12 protein-coding genes are annotated in these 16,045 nt (G+C 73.5%); 4 read left to right on the top strand and 8 right to left on the bottom strand.

The window, feature by feature from the left end; genetic code table 11:
- On the bottom strand, positions 1–231 hold a 231-nt coding region (locus I003_RS0125365), incomplete at its 3' end, for a transposase (RefSeq protein WP_027774082.1).
- Between the two features lie 928 nt (positions 232–1,159).
- On the opposite strand from I003_RS0125365, the gene I003_RS0125360 reads away from it, so the two are divergent.
- From I003_RS0125360 to I003_RS0125345, 4 genes are all read left to right on the top strand, one after another.
- Positions 1,160–2,428: an ABC transporter substrate-binding protein gene (locus tag I003_RS0125360; RefSeq protein WP_486584379.1), complete on the top strand. Its 1,269-nt coding sequence runs from the start codon at positions 1,160–1,162 to the stop codon at positions 2,426–2,428.
- Between the two features lie 195 nt (positions 2,429–2,623).
- Positions 2,624–3,577 (top strand): carbohydrate ABC transporter permease, encoded by a 954-nt coding sequence (locus tag I003_RS0125355; RefSeq protein ID WP_027774080.1) that lies wholly within the window; start codon positions 2,624–2,626, stop codon positions 3,575–3,577.
- Positions 3,574–4,500 (top strand): carbohydrate ABC transporter permease, encoded by a 927-nt coding sequence (locus tag I003_RS33175; RefSeq protein ID WP_199784353.1) that lies wholly within the window; start codon positions 3,574–3,576, stop codon positions 4,498–4,500. Before I003_RS0125355 ends, I003_RS33175 begins: the two co-directional genes overlap by 4 nt.
- Positions 4,501–4,684: 184 nt before the next feature.
- Entirely contained in the window at positions 4,685–5,794 is a 1,110-nt protein-coding gene (locus I003_RS0125345) for a murein hydrolase activator EnvC family protein (RefSeq protein ID WP_486584378.1), read from the top strand.
- A gap of 16 nt (positions 5,795–5,810) precedes the next feature.
- Here the strand turns inward: I003_RS0125345 and I003_RS0125340 are convergent, their stop codons facing one another.
- Genes I003_RS0125340 through I003_RS0125310 form a run of 7 tightly spaced genes read right to left on the bottom strand, consistent with a single transcriptional unit; the run spans position 5,811 to position 15,981 of the window.
- Positions 5,811–6,026 carry a Trm112 family protein gene (locus I003_RS0125340; RefSeq protein ID WP_027774078.1) on the bottom strand — a complete coding sequence of 72 codons (216 nt, stop codon included), beginning with the start codon at positions 6,024–6,026 and terminating at the stop codon, positions 5,811–5,813.
- Positions 6,023–7,090, bottom strand: a complete 1,068-nt coding sequence (locus I003_RS0125335) for a DMT family transporter (RefSeq protein WP_027774077.1) — start codon at positions 7,088–7,090, stop codon at positions 6,023–6,025. Before I003_RS0125335 ends, I003_RS0125340 begins: the two co-directional genes overlap by 4 nt.
- A gap of 3 nt (positions 7,091–7,093) precedes the next feature.
- Positions 7,094–7,885: a class I SAM-dependent methyltransferase gene (locus tag I003_RS0125330; RefSeq protein WP_027774076.1), complete on the bottom strand. Its 792-nt coding sequence runs from the start codon at positions 7,883–7,885 to the stop codon at positions 7,094–7,096.
- Positions 7,882–9,264 (bottom strand): condensation protein, encoded by a 1,383-nt coding sequence (locus tag I003_RS0125325; RefSeq protein ID WP_027774075.1) that lies wholly within the window; start codon positions 9,262–9,264, stop codon positions 7,882–7,884. The genes I003_RS0125330 and I003_RS0125325 overlap by 4 nt, the downstream gene beginning before the upstream one ends.
- A 53-nt stretch (positions 9,265–9,317) precedes the next feature.
- A complete protein-coding gene (locus tag I003_RS0125320) occupies positions 9,318–13,973 on the bottom strand; it encodes an alpha-(1->3)-arabinofuranosyltransferase domain-containing protein (RefSeq protein ID WP_037721683.1) in 4,656 nt (1,551 codons plus the stop codon).
- Entirely contained in the window at positions 13,970–14,695 is a 726-nt protein-coding gene (locus I003_RS0125315) for a class I SAM-dependent methyltransferase (RefSeq protein WP_027774073.1), read from the bottom strand. The genes I003_RS0125320 and I003_RS0125315 overlap by 4 nt, the downstream gene beginning before the upstream one ends.
- Before the next feature lie 5 nt (positions 14,696–14,700).
- The gene (locus I003_RS0125310; protein WP_027774072.1) at positions 14,701–15,981 is read right to left on the bottom strand and encodes a glycosyltransferase family 4 protein; all 1,281 of its coding nucleotides are present in this window, start codon (positions 15,979–15,981) and stop codon (positions 14,701–14,703) included.
- Positions 15,982–16,045 lie beyond the last annotated feature (64 nt).

Raw genomic sequence — 16,045 nt, 5'->3', positions numbered from 1 at the left:
GGCGAAGTAGTAGTACGTCGCGCTCTTCGGCGGCAGATCATGCGGGAGGTAGGCCCACTGACAGCCGGTCCGGCCCTGGTAGAGGATCGAGTTCACGATCTCCCGCATCGCGTAGGCGCCCTGGTGACCGCTGACCGAGCGGTGCCGGTCCTTCCACGCGGTGATCACCGGCTCGATCAGAGCCCACTGCTCGTCGGATAAGTCGCTGGGGTACAGCTTGCGTTCACTCACACCATCACACCAGCAGACGAGCGGCTATGGACCGGCAGACTCCGCCCCGTACCCACACCAACAGGTGACGCGATAACCCATCAAAGAGTCACGAACCGCCCTCTCAGAGCAGGCGCATACCCTTGGGTGGGTGTGAGGGGACGTGGGGATCCGGACGAACACCGGCGCTTCCGGCACCCGGCGCCCCCAACCGGCGCTCCCGACATCGGCGATCGCCCCCGGCGCGTACCCCCGCTCGCCGGTCTACCCGACCTCCTCACTCCCGCCCCCGGCGCGTGCCCCCGCACGTCGGCCCACCCGACGCGCCAACCCCCGCCCCGGCGGGTATCCCCGGGCGCCGGCCCACCTCGGCGAACCCCCGTCCGCCCCGGCGCGTACCCCCGGACCCGTTCCGGCCGTGTCGCCGGTGGTCTCGTCCACCCCGGCTTTCGACCGCGGTAGTGGGCCCCGGCCCCTCGGCGCGGATACACGGTGCGGGCCTCGGCGCCGCATCGTCCGGGCGCCGCCGCCCTTGCCGGTCCGTCGCCCGTTTTCGTCACCGTATGTAGGTCGGGCGGAACCGTGCCGCGGGCGCGCCGTCGCCCCGTACCCCCGCACCGTTCGCCGGCGGCACCGCAGGTTTTGCTCGCGGTTGCCGCGAATCCCGCGCGCTCCGCGGCGGTGGGGGACGGCTGACGGAGGCCGCCGCGCGCCCGCCGCCGGGGGCCGGACCGCCTCGCGGACGCGGCCGGGAAACCCGGCCGCGCAACTACCGTGCGTAGCGGAGAAGAGCGAAGCGGAAGCATGCGGAAGCGCCTGATTGCAGCCAGGTCACGGCAGTGGCCTAGACCTGTTCGCGAGAGGCGCCCGTCGGTAGGCTGACGCCCAGCGCACGCTGGATGATCTTCATCTGGTCGTAAACCGGCGCCGAGGACAAAGGGGTTCAACAGTGAGGACAGTACGGTTGATCAGTGCCGGCGCAGCGGCCTCTGCGCTGGTGCTGGGGCTTGCGGCTTGCGGGGATGACGGGGGCAGCTCGGACGGGACGACCACCCTCAAGCTGGTGGCGGCGGATTACGGGGACAAGGCGTCGAACGCGTCCAAGGTCTACTGGGACGACGTCGTCAAGCGCTTCGAGGCGAAGAACAAGGACATCAAGGTCGACGTCCAGGTGATCAACTGGAACGACATCGACGGCAAGGTCAAGACGATGATCCAGGGCGGGAACGTCCCGGACATCCTGCAGACCGGCGGTTACGCGGACAAGGTCGCCGACGACCTGCTGTACGAGGCCGACGAGGTGCTTTCGCCGAAGACGAAGGAGAACCTCATCGCGTCCTTCGCCAAGGCCGGCGAGGTCGACGGCACCCAGTACGGCATCCCGTTCGTCTCCTCGGCGCGGCTGATGTTCTACAACAAGGAAGTTCTCGACAAGGCCGGCGTCGAGGTCCCGCAGACCTGGGACGACGTGGCCGCGGCGGCGGAGAAGATCAAGGATGAGAAGGCCGCCGAGATCCCCTACGCGCTCCCCCTCGGCCCCGAGGAGGCCCAGGGCGAGACGATGATGTGGGAGCTGGGCAACGGCGGCGGTTACACCGACGCCGAGGGCAACTACACCATCGACAGCAAGCAGAACGTCGAGACCTTCGACTGGCTGCAGGAGAACCTGGTCGGCCCCGGCCTGACCTACGAGAACCCCGCCACCACCGACCGCAAGACGGCCTTCGCCGACTTCGCCGCCGGCAAGGTGGGCATGCTCAACGGCCACCCGACGCTGATCCAGATGGCCAAGGACGGCGGCGTCGACTACGACGTGGCGCCGATCCCCGGCAAGGACGGCCCGCTGGACTCCACCCTCGGCGTCGCCGACTGGATGATGGCGTTCAAGGACGGCGGCAAGCAGGCGGAGATCAAGAAGTTCCTCGACTTCGCGTACGCCAAGGAGAACACGCTCAAGTTCGACGAGATGTACAACCTCATGCCGGTGACCACGGACACCCTTGAGGAGATGCAGTCGAACGGCAAGCACAAGGACCTGGAGCCGTTCTTCGAGGTGCTGCCGTCCGCCGAGTTCTACCCGCTGGGCAACACGAGCTGGGACGTGGTCTCCGCGGAGATCAAGAAGTCGGGCGGCAAGGCCGCGTCCGACAACCCGGGCGACGTCCTGGGCGAACTGCAAGGGAAGGCCGAGGACACCGCCGCCGACATGGGCGAGTGACCCGGCACGGGCTCTGATCAGCCCCCGGTGACCGTACCGGGCCGGGCCGCCGCGGCCTTGAGCGTGGCGGCGGCCCGCCCCCGGTGCCGTTCCCCCGGCAGCCCTTCTTCGCGCGGCGCGATACGACGCACGCCGCCGCGCCCCCGTAGCCCCAAGCGCGGTCCCCTCAACCGCCGTACCCGCAAGGAGTCCCCCGTGCCCGTCACGGTCAAGGAGCCCGCGGCCGGTACCGGCCCCGGGCCCGGCGGGCGGAAGACCGGGCCGCAGCGCCGCCGTCGCGGCGGCCTCGCCCGGCTCGGTCCGCTGCCCTGGATTGCCCCCGCCGTCCTGCTGATCGTCGTGGTGGTCCTGTGGCCCATCTACGAACTGATCCGCACCTCGTTCCTCAACATCAGCATCAGCGGCTTCGTCCGCGGCTCGGCCGGCACCGAGAAGTACCGCCAGCTCTTCGACGAGTCCGGCTTCGGTCATGTGCTGACGATGACAGTGGTATGGACCGTCGCCGTCGTCGGCGTCACCATGCTGCTCTCGCTGGGCCTGGCCCAGTTGTTCAACAAGCCCTTCCCGGGCCGCACCGTCACCCGCTGGGCGCTCATCGCGCCGTGGGCCGCCTCGGTGCTGATGACCGCCATCGGCTTCCGGTGGATGCTCGACCAGACCGCCGGCGTGCTCAACACCGCGATGACCGACCTGGGCCTGATCGACGGGCCGAAGGACTGGCTCGGCGATCCCGCGACCGCCTGGCCGTGGATGATGTTCGTCGCGGTCTTCGTCTCGCTGCCGTTCACCACGTACACGCTGCTCGCCGGGTTGCAGACCATTCCGCACGAGGTGTACGAGGCCGCCCGCATCGACGGCGCCAACTCCCGCCAGACCTACTGGCGCGTGACCGTGCCGCTGCTGCGGCCGGCGTTCCTCGTCGGTTTCGTCATCAACCTCATCAACGTCTTCAACTCCTTCCCGGTCATCTGGGCGATGACCAAGGGCGGCCCCGGCAGCGACACCGCCACGACCACGGTGTTCATGTACCAGTTGAAGGACACCGACATCGGCGAGTCCGCCGCGATGTCCGTGGTCAACTTCGCGATGGTCGTCGTACTCGTCCTGATCTTCCTCAAGGTCAGCCGCTGGAACAAGGAGGACGCATGACGGTCTCCGCGCCCTCACGCACACCGGAAGACGGACCCGTCGCCAAGGAGGCCGGCGGGAAGGGCGGCCACGCCGGCAAGGGCGGCAAGGGTGCCGCCAAGCGCAGGAAGTACGGTCCGCGCACCCTCGTCATCGCCGCGAGTGCCTGGATGCTGGCGGTCATCTTCATCGCGCCGTACCTGGAGATGATCATCACCGCGCTGCGGCCCGCGGACGAGCTGCGCGACCGGACGTACCTGCCCACGTCGTTCGAGTGGAAGAACCTGCTCGACGTCTGGGAGGAGTCCACGCTCGGCGAAAACCTGCAGGTCACCCTGCTGATCGCGGGCGGCGCGACGCTGCTCGTGCTGCTGGTGTCGCTGCCGGCCGCCTACTACACGGCGCGCGTGCGCTACCGCGGGCGCAAGGCGTTCCTGCTGCTGGTGCTGGTCACCCAGATGTTCCAGCCCACCGCGCTGCTCATCGGCCTCTACCGCGAGTTCCACCAGCTCGACATGCTGAACTCGGTGTGGACGCTGATCCTGGCCAACGGCGCGTTCAACCTCGCCTTCGCGATCTGGATCCTCACCGCCTACATCTCCTCCATCCCGGCGGAGCTGGAGGAGGCGGCGATGGTCGACGGCACCGGGCGGTTCGGCGCGCTGTTCCGCGTGACGCTGCCGCTGGCCATGCCCGGCGTGGTCACGGCGCTCATCTTCACGTTCATCTCGACGTGGAACGAGTTCGTGATGGGCCTGACGCTGATGACCGAGCCGGAGAAGCAGCCGCTGACCGTCGGCATCAACAACTTCATCGGCAACTACACCGTCGAATGGAACTACCTCTTCGCGGCCTCGGTCGTGGCCATCCTCCCGGTCGTCGTGCTCTTCGCCTTCATCGAGCGGCACGTCGTCTCGGGCCTGACGGCCGGCTCGGTGAAGTAGGTCCGTACCCTCCGTCAGGGATCCGTATCCCGCACCCCGCCCGCCGGAGCGTCCGGCCGGCGGGGTGCGGCGTACCGCGGCCGGGGGAGCGGGAGGCGGGGGCGGCTGCGCCGGACGGGCGATATACAGCGACACCCCGGGTTTCCTGCGGCATGGCGCGCGCGTACGCCGTTAAGTTCAACCGATGCGACGAATTGTCACACAAACCGGAACGGCCACGGTCCTGTGCGTCGCCCTCGCCATCCCGGCCGGCCCCGGCCCGTACGCCGCCGCCCGGGCCGACCCGGGCCCGGACGGCAAGGTCGGGGTGCGGGCGGTGCGCGCCACCGTCGACCGGCTCTTCCGGGACGCCACCGCTGCCGCCGAGCGCTACGAGGCGGCCCGCCGGGCGTCCGCCGCGCAGCGCGCGAAGATCGCCAGGCTCCAGCGGGCCGTACGCGCCAAGCACCGCAGGCTCGTCGTGCTGCGCGGCCGGATCGGGCAGCTCGCCGCCCGCCAGTACCAGTCCGGCGGCCTCGGCCCCACCGCGGGACTGCTCCTCTCCCGGACCCCCGAGGACCTGCTCGACAGGGTCTTCCTGCTCGACAAGGGTCAGCAGGCCGTGGCCGGCCTCCACCACCGCGCCGAGCAGGCCGAGCGGCGGCTCGCGGCCGAACGGGAGAGCCACGCCGTCGCGCTCGCCGACCTGCGCGCCGAACTGCGCGCGCAGGCGCGGGTGAAGCGGCTCATCGAGAGGAAACTGGAGCGCGCCCGGCGGCGGCTGGAGCACCTGCAGGGCGCGCAGGCCGGCGGCTCGCGCGGCGCCGGCTGCCCGCGCGACAAGCGCTCCCGGTCCGTGACGCCGAGTACGGACGGCAAGCCGCTGGCGGGCCGCAAGTGGACGGCGCCGGTGGGCCGTTACACCCTCTCCGCGCGTTTCGACCAGGCGGGCGGGGTGTGGTCCTCCCGCCACACCGGGCTGGACTTCGCCGTCGAGGTGGGCAGGCCCGTCGGCAGCGTCGGCTACGGCGTGGTGCACGCCATCGGCTGCGACGACGCCTTCGGCAACTCCGTCACCGTCCGGCACGACAACGGGTACCACACCTTCTACGCCCACCTCTCCGAGATCCGCACCAGGCCCGGCGAGCGGGTCTTCCCCGGTCAGCCGCTGGGCCTGGCCGGCACCACCGGCAACTCCACCGGGCCGCACCTGCACTTCGAGGTACGGGTCACGCCGCAGTTCGGCTCCGGGATCGACCCGGAGCCGTGGCTGCGGGACAGGGGCGTCCGCCTGCGTGAGACGCCGGCGGAGTAGAGCGGCGGGAGCGGGCCTACGGCTGCGGCTGGAGGCCGCCGGTGATCTGCTCGTGCTCCTCGTCCGACACCGTCTCGCCGGAGGACGGCAGCAACTGCGGGATACCGTCGCGCACCGGATAGCGGCGCCGCAGCCGCGGGTTGTACAGCGCGTCACCGGAGTCGAGCAGGGTCAGCGGACCCTTGTCGAGCGGGCAGACGAGGATCTTCAGCAGCGGGTCGTCGGGGTTCACGGGACGGGTCCTCCACGGTGGGGTGTCGGTACGGGAGCGGACGGCAGGGCGGCGGAGCGGCGCTCCGGCGGTTCGGGCCCGGTGGCGGTCCGGGCGGCGGTCCCGGGCGGAGTGCCGGGCGGAGTGCCGGGCTCTTCGTCGCGTACGGCCCGGGGGCCCGGCGCCTCCTCGCGCGGCCCCTGCGGCGCCGGCTCGTCGTGGCGCGGCAGCGTCAGCAGCACCGAGACCGCCAGCGCGATCCCGCCGAGCCGCAGCAGCAGCCGCGGCGTGTCGTCCGGCAGCGGCTCCCCGAAGACGAACGTGCCCGCGGCGACGGCGTGCAGGCAGTTGGCCGTCGTGCACACGGGCACGATCAGCGAGGCCCGGCAGCGCTGCAGCGCCGCCTGCGACATCACCAGCCCCGCCGCCCCGGTGAACAGCAGCGTGTACGGGTACGGGGACGTCAGCAGGCCGCCCGCGGTGCCGAGCAGGTCCGATCCCGCCACCAGCCCCGAGACACCTTTGATCGTCAGCGAGCTGACCCCGTACAGGAAGCCCACGCCGATGCCGTAGGCGATGCCCGTGGTCGGGATCCGGTGCCGCCGCTTGGAGCGCAGCTCCGCCGCCAGGTACAGCCACAGCCCCGCGGCCAGTGACGGCAGCGCGACCAGCAGGAACCGCCCGGCCGGCGCCGAGGTGCTGACCGTGTCGGCCTCGCTGTCCAGCGAGAGCACGATCATCCCCAGCGACAGCAGGATCGTGCCCACCCCCGCCATCTCGCGCGCGCTCAGCCGCTCGCCGAGGAACCGCGACGACAGCAGGATCAGCAGCACCAGACCGGAGACGAGGATCCCCTGCGCGGCGGCCAGCGGCAGCGTGCGGTAGCAGAGCACCTGGGCGGCGAAGCCCAGCCCGAGGCAGAGGCAGCCGGCCAGCCACAGCGGGCTGGACACCAGCACGCGCACCATGCGGCCCGGCCGCTTCACGTTCAGCTCGGGCAGCGCCGACAGCGCCCGCTTCTCCAGGACGAAGCCGCTGCTGATGAAGACGTTCGCCAGCAGCGCCGCGGCAACCCCCCACCACATCGGCTACTCCCGCCTGGCGTGGACGAGCAGGATCGAGGCCAGCGACGGCGCCCGGCACGCGGCGCGGTCGAACGGCCGCAGCGGCCTGGGCACGTCGTGGTACGGCGCGCCGGCCACCTTCTCCACCGTAAAGCCGGAGGCCGTCAGAAACTCCCGGAGTGCACGGGCCGTGTAGAGACGGAGGTGGCCGACGACCTGGCTGCCGGGCCGGCCGTGGATACCGCGCAGGCTCACCTCGGAGAAGACCGGTTGCACGCCGGCCAGCAGCAGCGCGCGGTTGTACCAGGCGGCGAGGTTGGGGGTGGAGAGCAGCAGGTGTCCGCCGGGGCGCAGCACGCGGCGCAGCTCGTCCAGCGCGGCGTCCGGGTCGACCAGGTGCTCCACGACCTCGCTGAAGAGCACGGCGTCCGCGCTGCCGTCGGCCAGCGGCAGCCCCGCGGGCTGCGCGGCTCCGTCCGGCAGCCCGCCGCGTACGACGTGGACCGGCGTGCCGGGAGCGGCGTCGCGGGTACGGGTCCGGGCGCGGCGCAGGGCGTCGTGCGACCAGTCGACGGCGACGAGGCGCTGCCCGCCGGGGCGGCGCCCGTCGAGCACCCCGGCGGCCACGGCGGCGGCGGAGCCGTCGCCGCACCCGACGTCCACGACGACGGCGGGCGCCTCGCCGTTACGGTACGGGCCGAGGGCGTCCGCCAGCATCCGCGCCTGCCGCCGGCTGCGGGCGTCGCCGGAGGCCACGGGCACCGCGGGATTCTCGTAGAACTCCCGCAGTGAGGCGGGAGCTTCGGTCCGGCTCACGCCGCGTCCCCCGCGTCCTCCGCGCAGGCCGCGAGGCCCTGCTGCATCAGCTCGCCGATGCGCTCGGCGGCGGCGTGGTCGAGGAGGGCCCGGGAGTAACGGATGGCCAGATGCAGCCGGCCGGCGGTGGACGCGGCGGTGAGCGCCAGGCCGCGCGGCATGCGGGAGGGGGCGGAGAACCACACCGCGGTGGGGCGGCCGGCGGAGCCGAAGTCCAGCGGGTAGACGATGCGGCCGAGGTTGGACAGCAGGGCGGTCGACATCAGCGGCGCGGCGGCGCTGCGCAGCGCGCGGGCCAGTACGCCGCGTACGCCGACGGGCAGCACCGGCGCGGTGAGCAGCACGCCGTACAGGCCCAGCGGGCGGCTCGGCTCGGACTTCAGCGCGTGGGTGCGGGCCATGGTGGCGCGCAGCAGCCGCTCCACCGCCGCCCGGTCCGGCACCTCGCCGCCGGTGAGCGCCTCGGCGTCGTCCCGTTCGCCGGGGTCGAAGCCGACCTCGGTGAGCCGGGTGCCGTTGCCGATCAGCATCCCGGCCGACTCCCGGGGGCGGTTGTCGACGGGCATGGTGAGACGTACGGGGGCGGTGCGGGCCCCGTGCGCGCGGTTCCAGCGGGCGGCGGTCAGGCAGGTGGCGACGAGGAGCTGGTCGTTGACGGTGGCGCCGTAGGACGTGCGGCGGGGCGCGGGCAGGTCGAGGAGGAGCAGGCCGTTGCCGGTGCCGGGTGCCCCGGAGGACGACGTGTCGCCCGCGATGCGCGCGGGGCGGGTGGGGCCGGAGCGGGCGGCGGCGGGCGGCGGGGACGGGGACGCCGCGCGGGGTGTCTTCGTCCCGGTACGCCCGGAGCCGGTGCCGCCGGCGGCGGGCGGGGTCTGCGGTGCGCCGCCCGTGTACACCTCCGCGGCGGTGGCCAGCACCCGCAGGAACGAAGGGCCGTCCATGGCGGTGTGGTTGACGGTACCCATCAGCACCGTGCCGCCGTCGTCGGTCTCGACGGCCTCGATCCGCACCGGCGGCGCGGCGTCCAGCGGCGGGCAGTCGGTCATGGTGCGCTCGCGCGCCGCCTCCAGCACACCGGGCCCCCCGGCGAGAAACGTCACGGGGTCGACGTCGGCCTCCGCGGTCACCTGCCAGTGGTAACGGCGGTGCCACCAGCGGCCGGCGGCCTTGCGCTGCTGGAACCGCGGGTGCCGGCGCGCGGCCTCGGCGAGCGCGGTGCGCAGCCGCTCGGGCTCGAACCGCCCGGGGAAGTGGAGCTCGATGTGCACGGTCTCCGGCTCCGCCGGATCCGTGCAGTGCAGCGAGACCTCGTCCACCGTGGGGAACGGGACCCGTTCCGGCGCCGCCGGGGCGGGCCGGGCGGGCTGCGTCACCGTCATCTACGCCTCTCCTTCGCGGTGGGCGCCCCGGGATGCGGGGCGCCCACCGGTGTTCACTTGCCGTTCCCCTCCCGCCGGCCGGCGGGCGTGCCGTCGTCCGGCGGGGTGTCCGCGGGGGGTGCGTCCGCGGGCGGGGTGTCCTGGACGTCGTCCGCGTTCCCGGCCCCGTCCTCCGCCGTGCCGCTGAGCGGGATCGGCGGCTTGGGCACGAAGGCGTCGCGCGGCTCGTCCTGGGCGGTGCCCAGCGGCGGCGTCGCGGAGTCACCCGCGGCGGGCCGTTCGGTGCCCAGCGCCGGCGTCTGCTCGGCCCCCGCGCCCGGGGACCTGCGGCGCCAGAACCGCTGCGTGGGCCGGTCGGACTCCGGTTGCGGGGCCGCGGCGGGGTCCGACGGGGCGACGGCCGTGCGTCCGGGCGGACCACCGGGCCCGGGCGGCGGCCCGCCCGCGGCACCGGCCGCACCCGTGGCCCCCGCGCCGTACGCCGGGAACGCGGCCGTCTCCGCCTCCGGGTCGGTGTCCGGGCCGTACCCGGTCTCCTCCCCGGCCGGTTCCGGCCGCTCCGCGGTGACCAGCGCCGCGGCCAGCGCGAGCACGGCGAGCGCCTGCGCGACCCCGCTGAAGGCCCCCTCGTCCATGCGCACAGCCTCACCCGCGCCGGTCAGCGCCGCAACACCCGCGCCGGCCATCGCCACCAGCGCCAGCGGCGCGAGCAGCCCGGCCCGGGTCCGTGCCAGCACGGCCAGCGCCGGCACGATCAGCGCGTACGGCCCGGCGACCACGGCGACCACGGCGGTGAGCACCAGCGCGCCCAGCACCCAGCCCGGCGCCGGCGGCGCCGGCTCGGCGGCGACCACCTCGCGCCGCCCGGCGCGCACGAACGCCAGCCCGAGCAGCGCCAGGACCGCGGCGATGCCGGCGAAGATCCCGGCGTCGTACCAGGCCGCGGGCTTGTACTCCAGCTTCACCTCGCCGCTCGCGTCCGCCGGCACCAGGAAGCCCTGCTGCCAGCCGTCGAGCCGCACCGACTCCAGCTCGTCGCCGTCGAGGGTGGCCTTCCAGCCGTCGTTGTAGTTCTCGTACGTCGTGAGGTACGCGTCCTCGCCCTCGCCGACCGTCACGGAGCGCTCGTCGCCCGCCCAGTCGGTGACCTCCACGTCGCGGCCCTCGGCCGCCGCGGCCGGCTCGCCGCGGGTCAGGGTCAGGCCGGTGACCGCCAGCGCCTCGCCGTCGCCGGCGGCGACGGCGTGCCGGCCGGCGTCCAACTGCACCGGACCGGCGGCCTCGCCGTCGCCCGGGCACAGCTCGATGCCGACGGGCCGGCGGTCGACGAGGTCGCCCAGCGTGCCCTCCGCGCGGGTGTTCAGGAGCTGCCCGTCCACGGACACCATCGGGCCGCTGCCGCACTCCAGCTCGAACGGCTCGTCCTTGTCGACCGGTTCGGTGCGCAGGTCCTTCTCCGCGTCCTCGCCGAGCGCCGGGACGTAGACCTCGGTGAGGCCCACGGGCAGTTGCACGTCGCGGTCGGCGAAGGGGTTGTGCACCGTCAGCGACTCGGTCTCGGTGACCTTGATGTCGATCCGGTCGGTCGTCACCGGCGGGATCCGCACCCAGCCGTTGTCGTCCACGCCCACGGTCTGCGCCCCGGTCGGGGTGCTCACCTCGACCTCGGTCGGCCGTGCCGACAGCCCGCCGGCGGGGGCGAGCACGAACTCGCTGATCTCCGTCGCCTCCGGCCAGGTCAGCGTGAGCGACTGGTCCTCGCCCGCGATCCAGGCCGTGGTCAGGTCCTTGTCGACCAGGTTGCGCGGGCTCAACTGCGGGCTCAGCGGCAGCGTGGAGCCCGCGGTGACGCGGATCCGGTCCTCGTCGGCCGCGCCGAGCTCGTCCAGCAGCGCGTCGAGTTCCTGACCCTGGACCGGGAGCGCGCTGCCGGTGACGGTGTACTCGCCCGCGCCGGACTCGAAGCGCCGCTGCATGCCCGTCTCGGCCGCCGCCGGGTTGAGACCGCCGAGGTTGCTGCCGCGGTGCAGGGAGATCTGCTCCGCGTCGGCCGCGACCTGCTTGGCGTCCGCGGGGAGCTGGAGCTGGCGGCTGACCGGCGAGACGCCGGGGATCTCGACGTCGGCGAAGCCGGCGCCGGCGAAGCCGGTGCGGTGGCCCTCGGTCTTGCGGATGGTGATCCGCAGCCACTCCGCCTGCCCCTCGGGCGACTTGACGCTCTGCGTCCGGCCACCCGGCTGCAGCGTGCTGACCTCGCTGCCGCGCGGGGTCTCCACCTCGACCTCGACGGGCTCGGGCCGGATGCCGCCACCGGGCAGCGGCGTCAGGTCGAGGGAGCCCTCCAGGTTCGTGGGCTCGGTGAAGTCGATCTGCAGCCACTCACCCTCGGAGGTGTCCGGGTTGCCCTCGGCCCAGCCGGTCTGCGCCACGCCGTCGAAGGCGTTGACCGGGTCGAACTGCGGCAGGTGGAACATCCAGTTGCCGCTGCTCGACGCGGTCACCGAGGCGGCGCCGTCGAGGACGGCGGTCGTCTGGTGCTCGACGCCCTGCTCCGGCACGATCATCCGCGGTTCGTCACCGGGGTCCTGGAGGCTCTCCGACGGGTTCTTCTCGTCCTCGGTGTACGTGTACGAGGTGTTGTTGTTGACCACGCCGAACCGGGTGTCCGCCCGGCGCAGCCCGTCCGCCTGCACCTTGACCGCCGGCTCGTCGACGCCCGGGTGGGCGTCGCCCGCGAGCACCGCGGGGCGGCCCTGCCAGTCGGGGTCGGCGGCGAGTTGCAGCAGCGACTCCGGGCCGCCGCTGAGGACGGCGGTGTCGGCGGCGTTGAGCGTGCCGGCCGCGCCGGGGCGCAGGTCCTCGCCGTCGGCGGGCTGGTAGATCTCCACCGCCCGCTGGCGCGAGAACAGCCCCTCGATCTGCAGCGGCGTGCCCTCGGGGATGCGACCGCCGGTCAGCTCGGGGCCGAACTCGGCGACCTTCTCGTAGCCGGAGGAGGTGAGGGTCTGCTTCACGGTGGTCGGCGGGACGTAGCCGACCTGGTCGGGGTCGAGGTCGTTGCGGACGACGACGTAGTGCAGGCCGGCGCGGGCGAGGAACGCCTGCAGGCCCGGCACCTCGCCGCCGGTCATCAGCGCCTGGTCGACGGCGTCCATCGCGCGCCGCGAACCCGCCGTGCCGAACGGCACGTAGTCGCGCTGCGCCCAGCGGGACTCGGCGAGCACGTCCAGCGGCTGGTCGATCGGCTTGCCCCACTCGTAGGTGCCGTGCGCGGTCGCCGGCACCACCAGGGCCCGGCTGTCGGGGGAGTACTCCTCCAGCCAGTCCGCCGTCTGCTCCCAGTGCCTGGGCAGCTTGTCGAACGCGCCGGGCTGGAGTACGTCACCGTTGGCGTACGGCAGCACCAGCCCCGGCAGCACCACGAGGGAGGCGATCGCCGGCACCCACGCGCTGCGCCGCGGTGTGGCGCGGGAGCCGCGGCGCTCGGCGGCGACCGCGACGACGTGCGCGAGACCCAGGGCGAGCGCGAGCGCCAGGCCGGGCTGGAACTTGTAGATGTTGCGGAACGGGCTCAGCCAACTGTCCAGCGCGTCCTGCACGCCGCCGGAGAACGGGGCGCCCAGCGCGCCGCCGTAGCCGGCCAGGGTGAGCAGCGCGACGACCATCACGGTCAGCACCAGCCAGCGGCGCTCGGGCAGGTCACGCCGCGCGAGACCCGCGAGGCCCAGGCCGGCGGCGAGCGCGGAGGACAGGATCGGCAGCCAGCCGGTGGCCACGGCCCAGCCGCCGGGCAGCCACTCCTCGCCGAAGTTCAGGTACGCGACCCAGTTGCCGGTGCCGCGCAGCACCTCGGTCGCCGACATGGTCGTCGTGGTGTTCTGCGCGGTCTCGATGAACGGCAGGAAGTTCTCGCCGTAGACACCGAGGAGCAGCAGCGGCACGATCCACCACAGACAGGCCAGCACCACCCCGGGCAGCCACCACGCCAGCAGCTTCACGCGGCGGGCGCCCGTGCGGGTGCAGAGGTACAGCAGCACCGGCAGCAGCGCCGCCAGCGTGGACGCCGCGTTGACGCCGCCCATGAACGGGATGATCAGCGCCGAGCGGGCGGCGGCGACCCGCGGGGTCAGCCGCTCGTCGAGCAGCGGCAGCAGCACCCACGGCAGCACCGCGCCGGGCAGCGCACCGGCCGAGGTGGAGCCGACGATGATGGTGAACACCGGCCACAGCGCGTACGCGGCGGCGCCCAGCACCCGGGTCCCGGAGGTGCCGAAGCCCAGCCGGTCGGCCAGCTTCAGCGCGCCCCAGAACGCGGCGGTGACCACGAGCGACAGCCACAGCCGCTCGGCCAGCCACGTCGGCATCTGGACCAGGTCGGTGAGCAGGTAATACGGCAGCATCGGGAAGGCGTAGCCGAAGTACTGGTCGTGGATGCCGCCGAAGCCGTTCTGGTCGTGCCACAGCTCGCCGAGGTCACCGGCGAACTTCCACGGGTCGACCACCACGCCGAGCTTCGTCTCGAACGTCGTCTTCCCCGCGGAGGGGATGAGCCAGGCGACGAACGCGAGCGCCCAGAAGCCGAGCGGCCAGCGCCAACTGCGCCGGCTCTCGGGCGGCCGTGCCCCTTCCGGCCCCGCCGGGGGCGGTGGTGAGGAGGGCCTGCCGGGCGTGGCCGGCGTAGCGGGGAGTGTCGTCGGATGGGGCGTCATGGGCACCGCCGGAGTATGAGAAGAAGGTTCCAGGTGGCGAACTCGCGTACGCCGGGGACACGGACGACGGCCTCGGCGAGGAAGGGCCAGTAGCGGGAGCGGGCCGCGACGACCTCGACGTCGTCCCGGGCCCGTACCGCCTTGAGCGTGGGGCCTATGTGAAGGGGGAAGAGGTTCTCGCCCAGGGTGTGCTTCGGGTCGCGTCCGGTGCGCCGCGTGTAGCGGCGGCGCGCCCGGTCCGCGCCCAGGTAGTGCCAGGGCGCCTGCTCGTGGCCGCCCCAGGGGGAGAGCCAGTTGGTGAACGCCACATACAGCAGGCCGCCGGGCCTGGTGACCCGGATCAGCTCGCTGAGGAAGGTCTCGGGGTCTGCCACGTGCTCCAGCACGTTGGAGGAGAACGCGACGTCGGCGACGCCGTCGGCGAGCGGCAGCAGATAGCCGTCGGCGACCACGGCACCGGTGGTCACCTCCGAGCCGGCCGCCATCTCGCCGGCGTCGCAGTCGAAGAGGTACGCCTCGGCGCCGCGGCTGCGGAACTCCTCCGTGAACCAGCCCCCGCCGCCGCCGACGTCGACGACCAGCCGGCCCTTGAGCGGTTCGATCCGCTCGACCTGGTCCGCCGCGTCCCGCGCGAGCAGGCTGTAGGCGTGCGCGGGGTCCTCCTGCTCCTTCATGAAGGCGCGGAAGAGGGCGGCCGACCGCCGTATGGAGGGGTCCCGCACTGCCGTCATCCCTTCCGCTTCTCGTGCCGTCCGGCGCGGGCGAGCGCCTCGTCGGCGACGGTACGGAAGTCGCGCACCGTGGCCTCCCAGCTCAGCCGGGTGGCGCGCTGCCGGGCCGCGGCACCGAGGGCGGCGCGCCGCTCCTCGCTCAGCGTCAGCGCACACCAGTGGGCGGCGAACGCGCTCTCGCCGCGCGCCAGCATGCCGGTGTGGCCGTCGCGGATGGAGTCGCGCAGGCCGGGGATGTCGAAGCCGATCGCGGGGGTGCCGCGCACCGCCGCCTCGGTCACCACCAGGCCCCACCCCTCGACCAGCGAGGGGTGCAGAAGCAGCCACGAGGAGGCGAGGAGACGGTGCTTCTCGCCCTCGGAGACGTGGCCGGTGAATGTCACGCCGGGCCCCGCCATCGCTTCGAGCCGGCCGCGCTCGGGGCCGGTGCCGACGATGACCAGCCGGCCGCCGGTGACCGGGCGCACCCGCTCCCACAGCCGCAGCAGCAGGTCGATGCGCTTGTACTCCACCAGCCGGCCCATCGCCAGGAACAGCGGCTCCGGCGACTTGGGCGGCAGCGGGCCCGGGTCCTCCACGCCGTTGTGGACGACCCGTATCCGCTGGGGGTCGACGCCTATGTTGCGCAGGGCGGTGGCGGTGGAGGAGGAGACGGCGACCAGCAGGTTGCCGCGGTGCGCGCCGGCGAGCGCCCAGTGCTCCAGGCGGCGGCCGAGCCGGGCGAGGGGACCGGGGTAGCGCATCCCCCACAGCTCGGTGTGCACATGGTTGACCAGGCAGAGCGACGGGCCGCTGTGCCACAGCGGCGCCAGGTAGGGCATGCCGTTGCAGACCTCGACCAGCAGGTCGGTGCCGCCGACGTGGCGGGAGAGCGCGCGGCGCGCGCGCAGGAAGTGCCCGGCGTCTCCGCCGGCGGAGACGACGCGGTAGTCGCGGTAGGCCGCCGGGCCCCCGCACACCAGGGTCACCTGGTGGCCGTGGTCGGTCAGCCCGCCGGCGAGCCGGTCCACGAGCAGTTCCGAGCCGCCGGCGGCGGGGTTGCCGAGGTCGCGCCGGGCCAGGAAGGTGATCCGCCGGGCGGGGTGGCCGTCGGCGGGGTGGCCGTCGGCGCCGCGCGCCGCGCGTGCGTCACGGTCCTCGGTGCCGCGGGGGGCGCGGCCGTCTGTCTCGTGGTCTTCCGTGCCCCGGCTCGCGGGCGCGCCGACGCCGCCGGCCGGGTGCGGGTGCGTACGCCGGAGCGCGTCCGCGTCCAGGGACGGGGGTACGTGCTGGGGCATCGGTGCTCCAACTCGTCTCAGGGTGCGGGCGGGTGGTTCAGGGCCGTTCGTGGAGTGCGGCATG

The sequence above is a fragment of the Streptomyces sp. CNQ329 genome (assembly GCF_000482585.1).
Note: the sequence above shows the minus strand (reverse complement) of the source record. Positions and strands in the feature narration are given on the sequence as shown.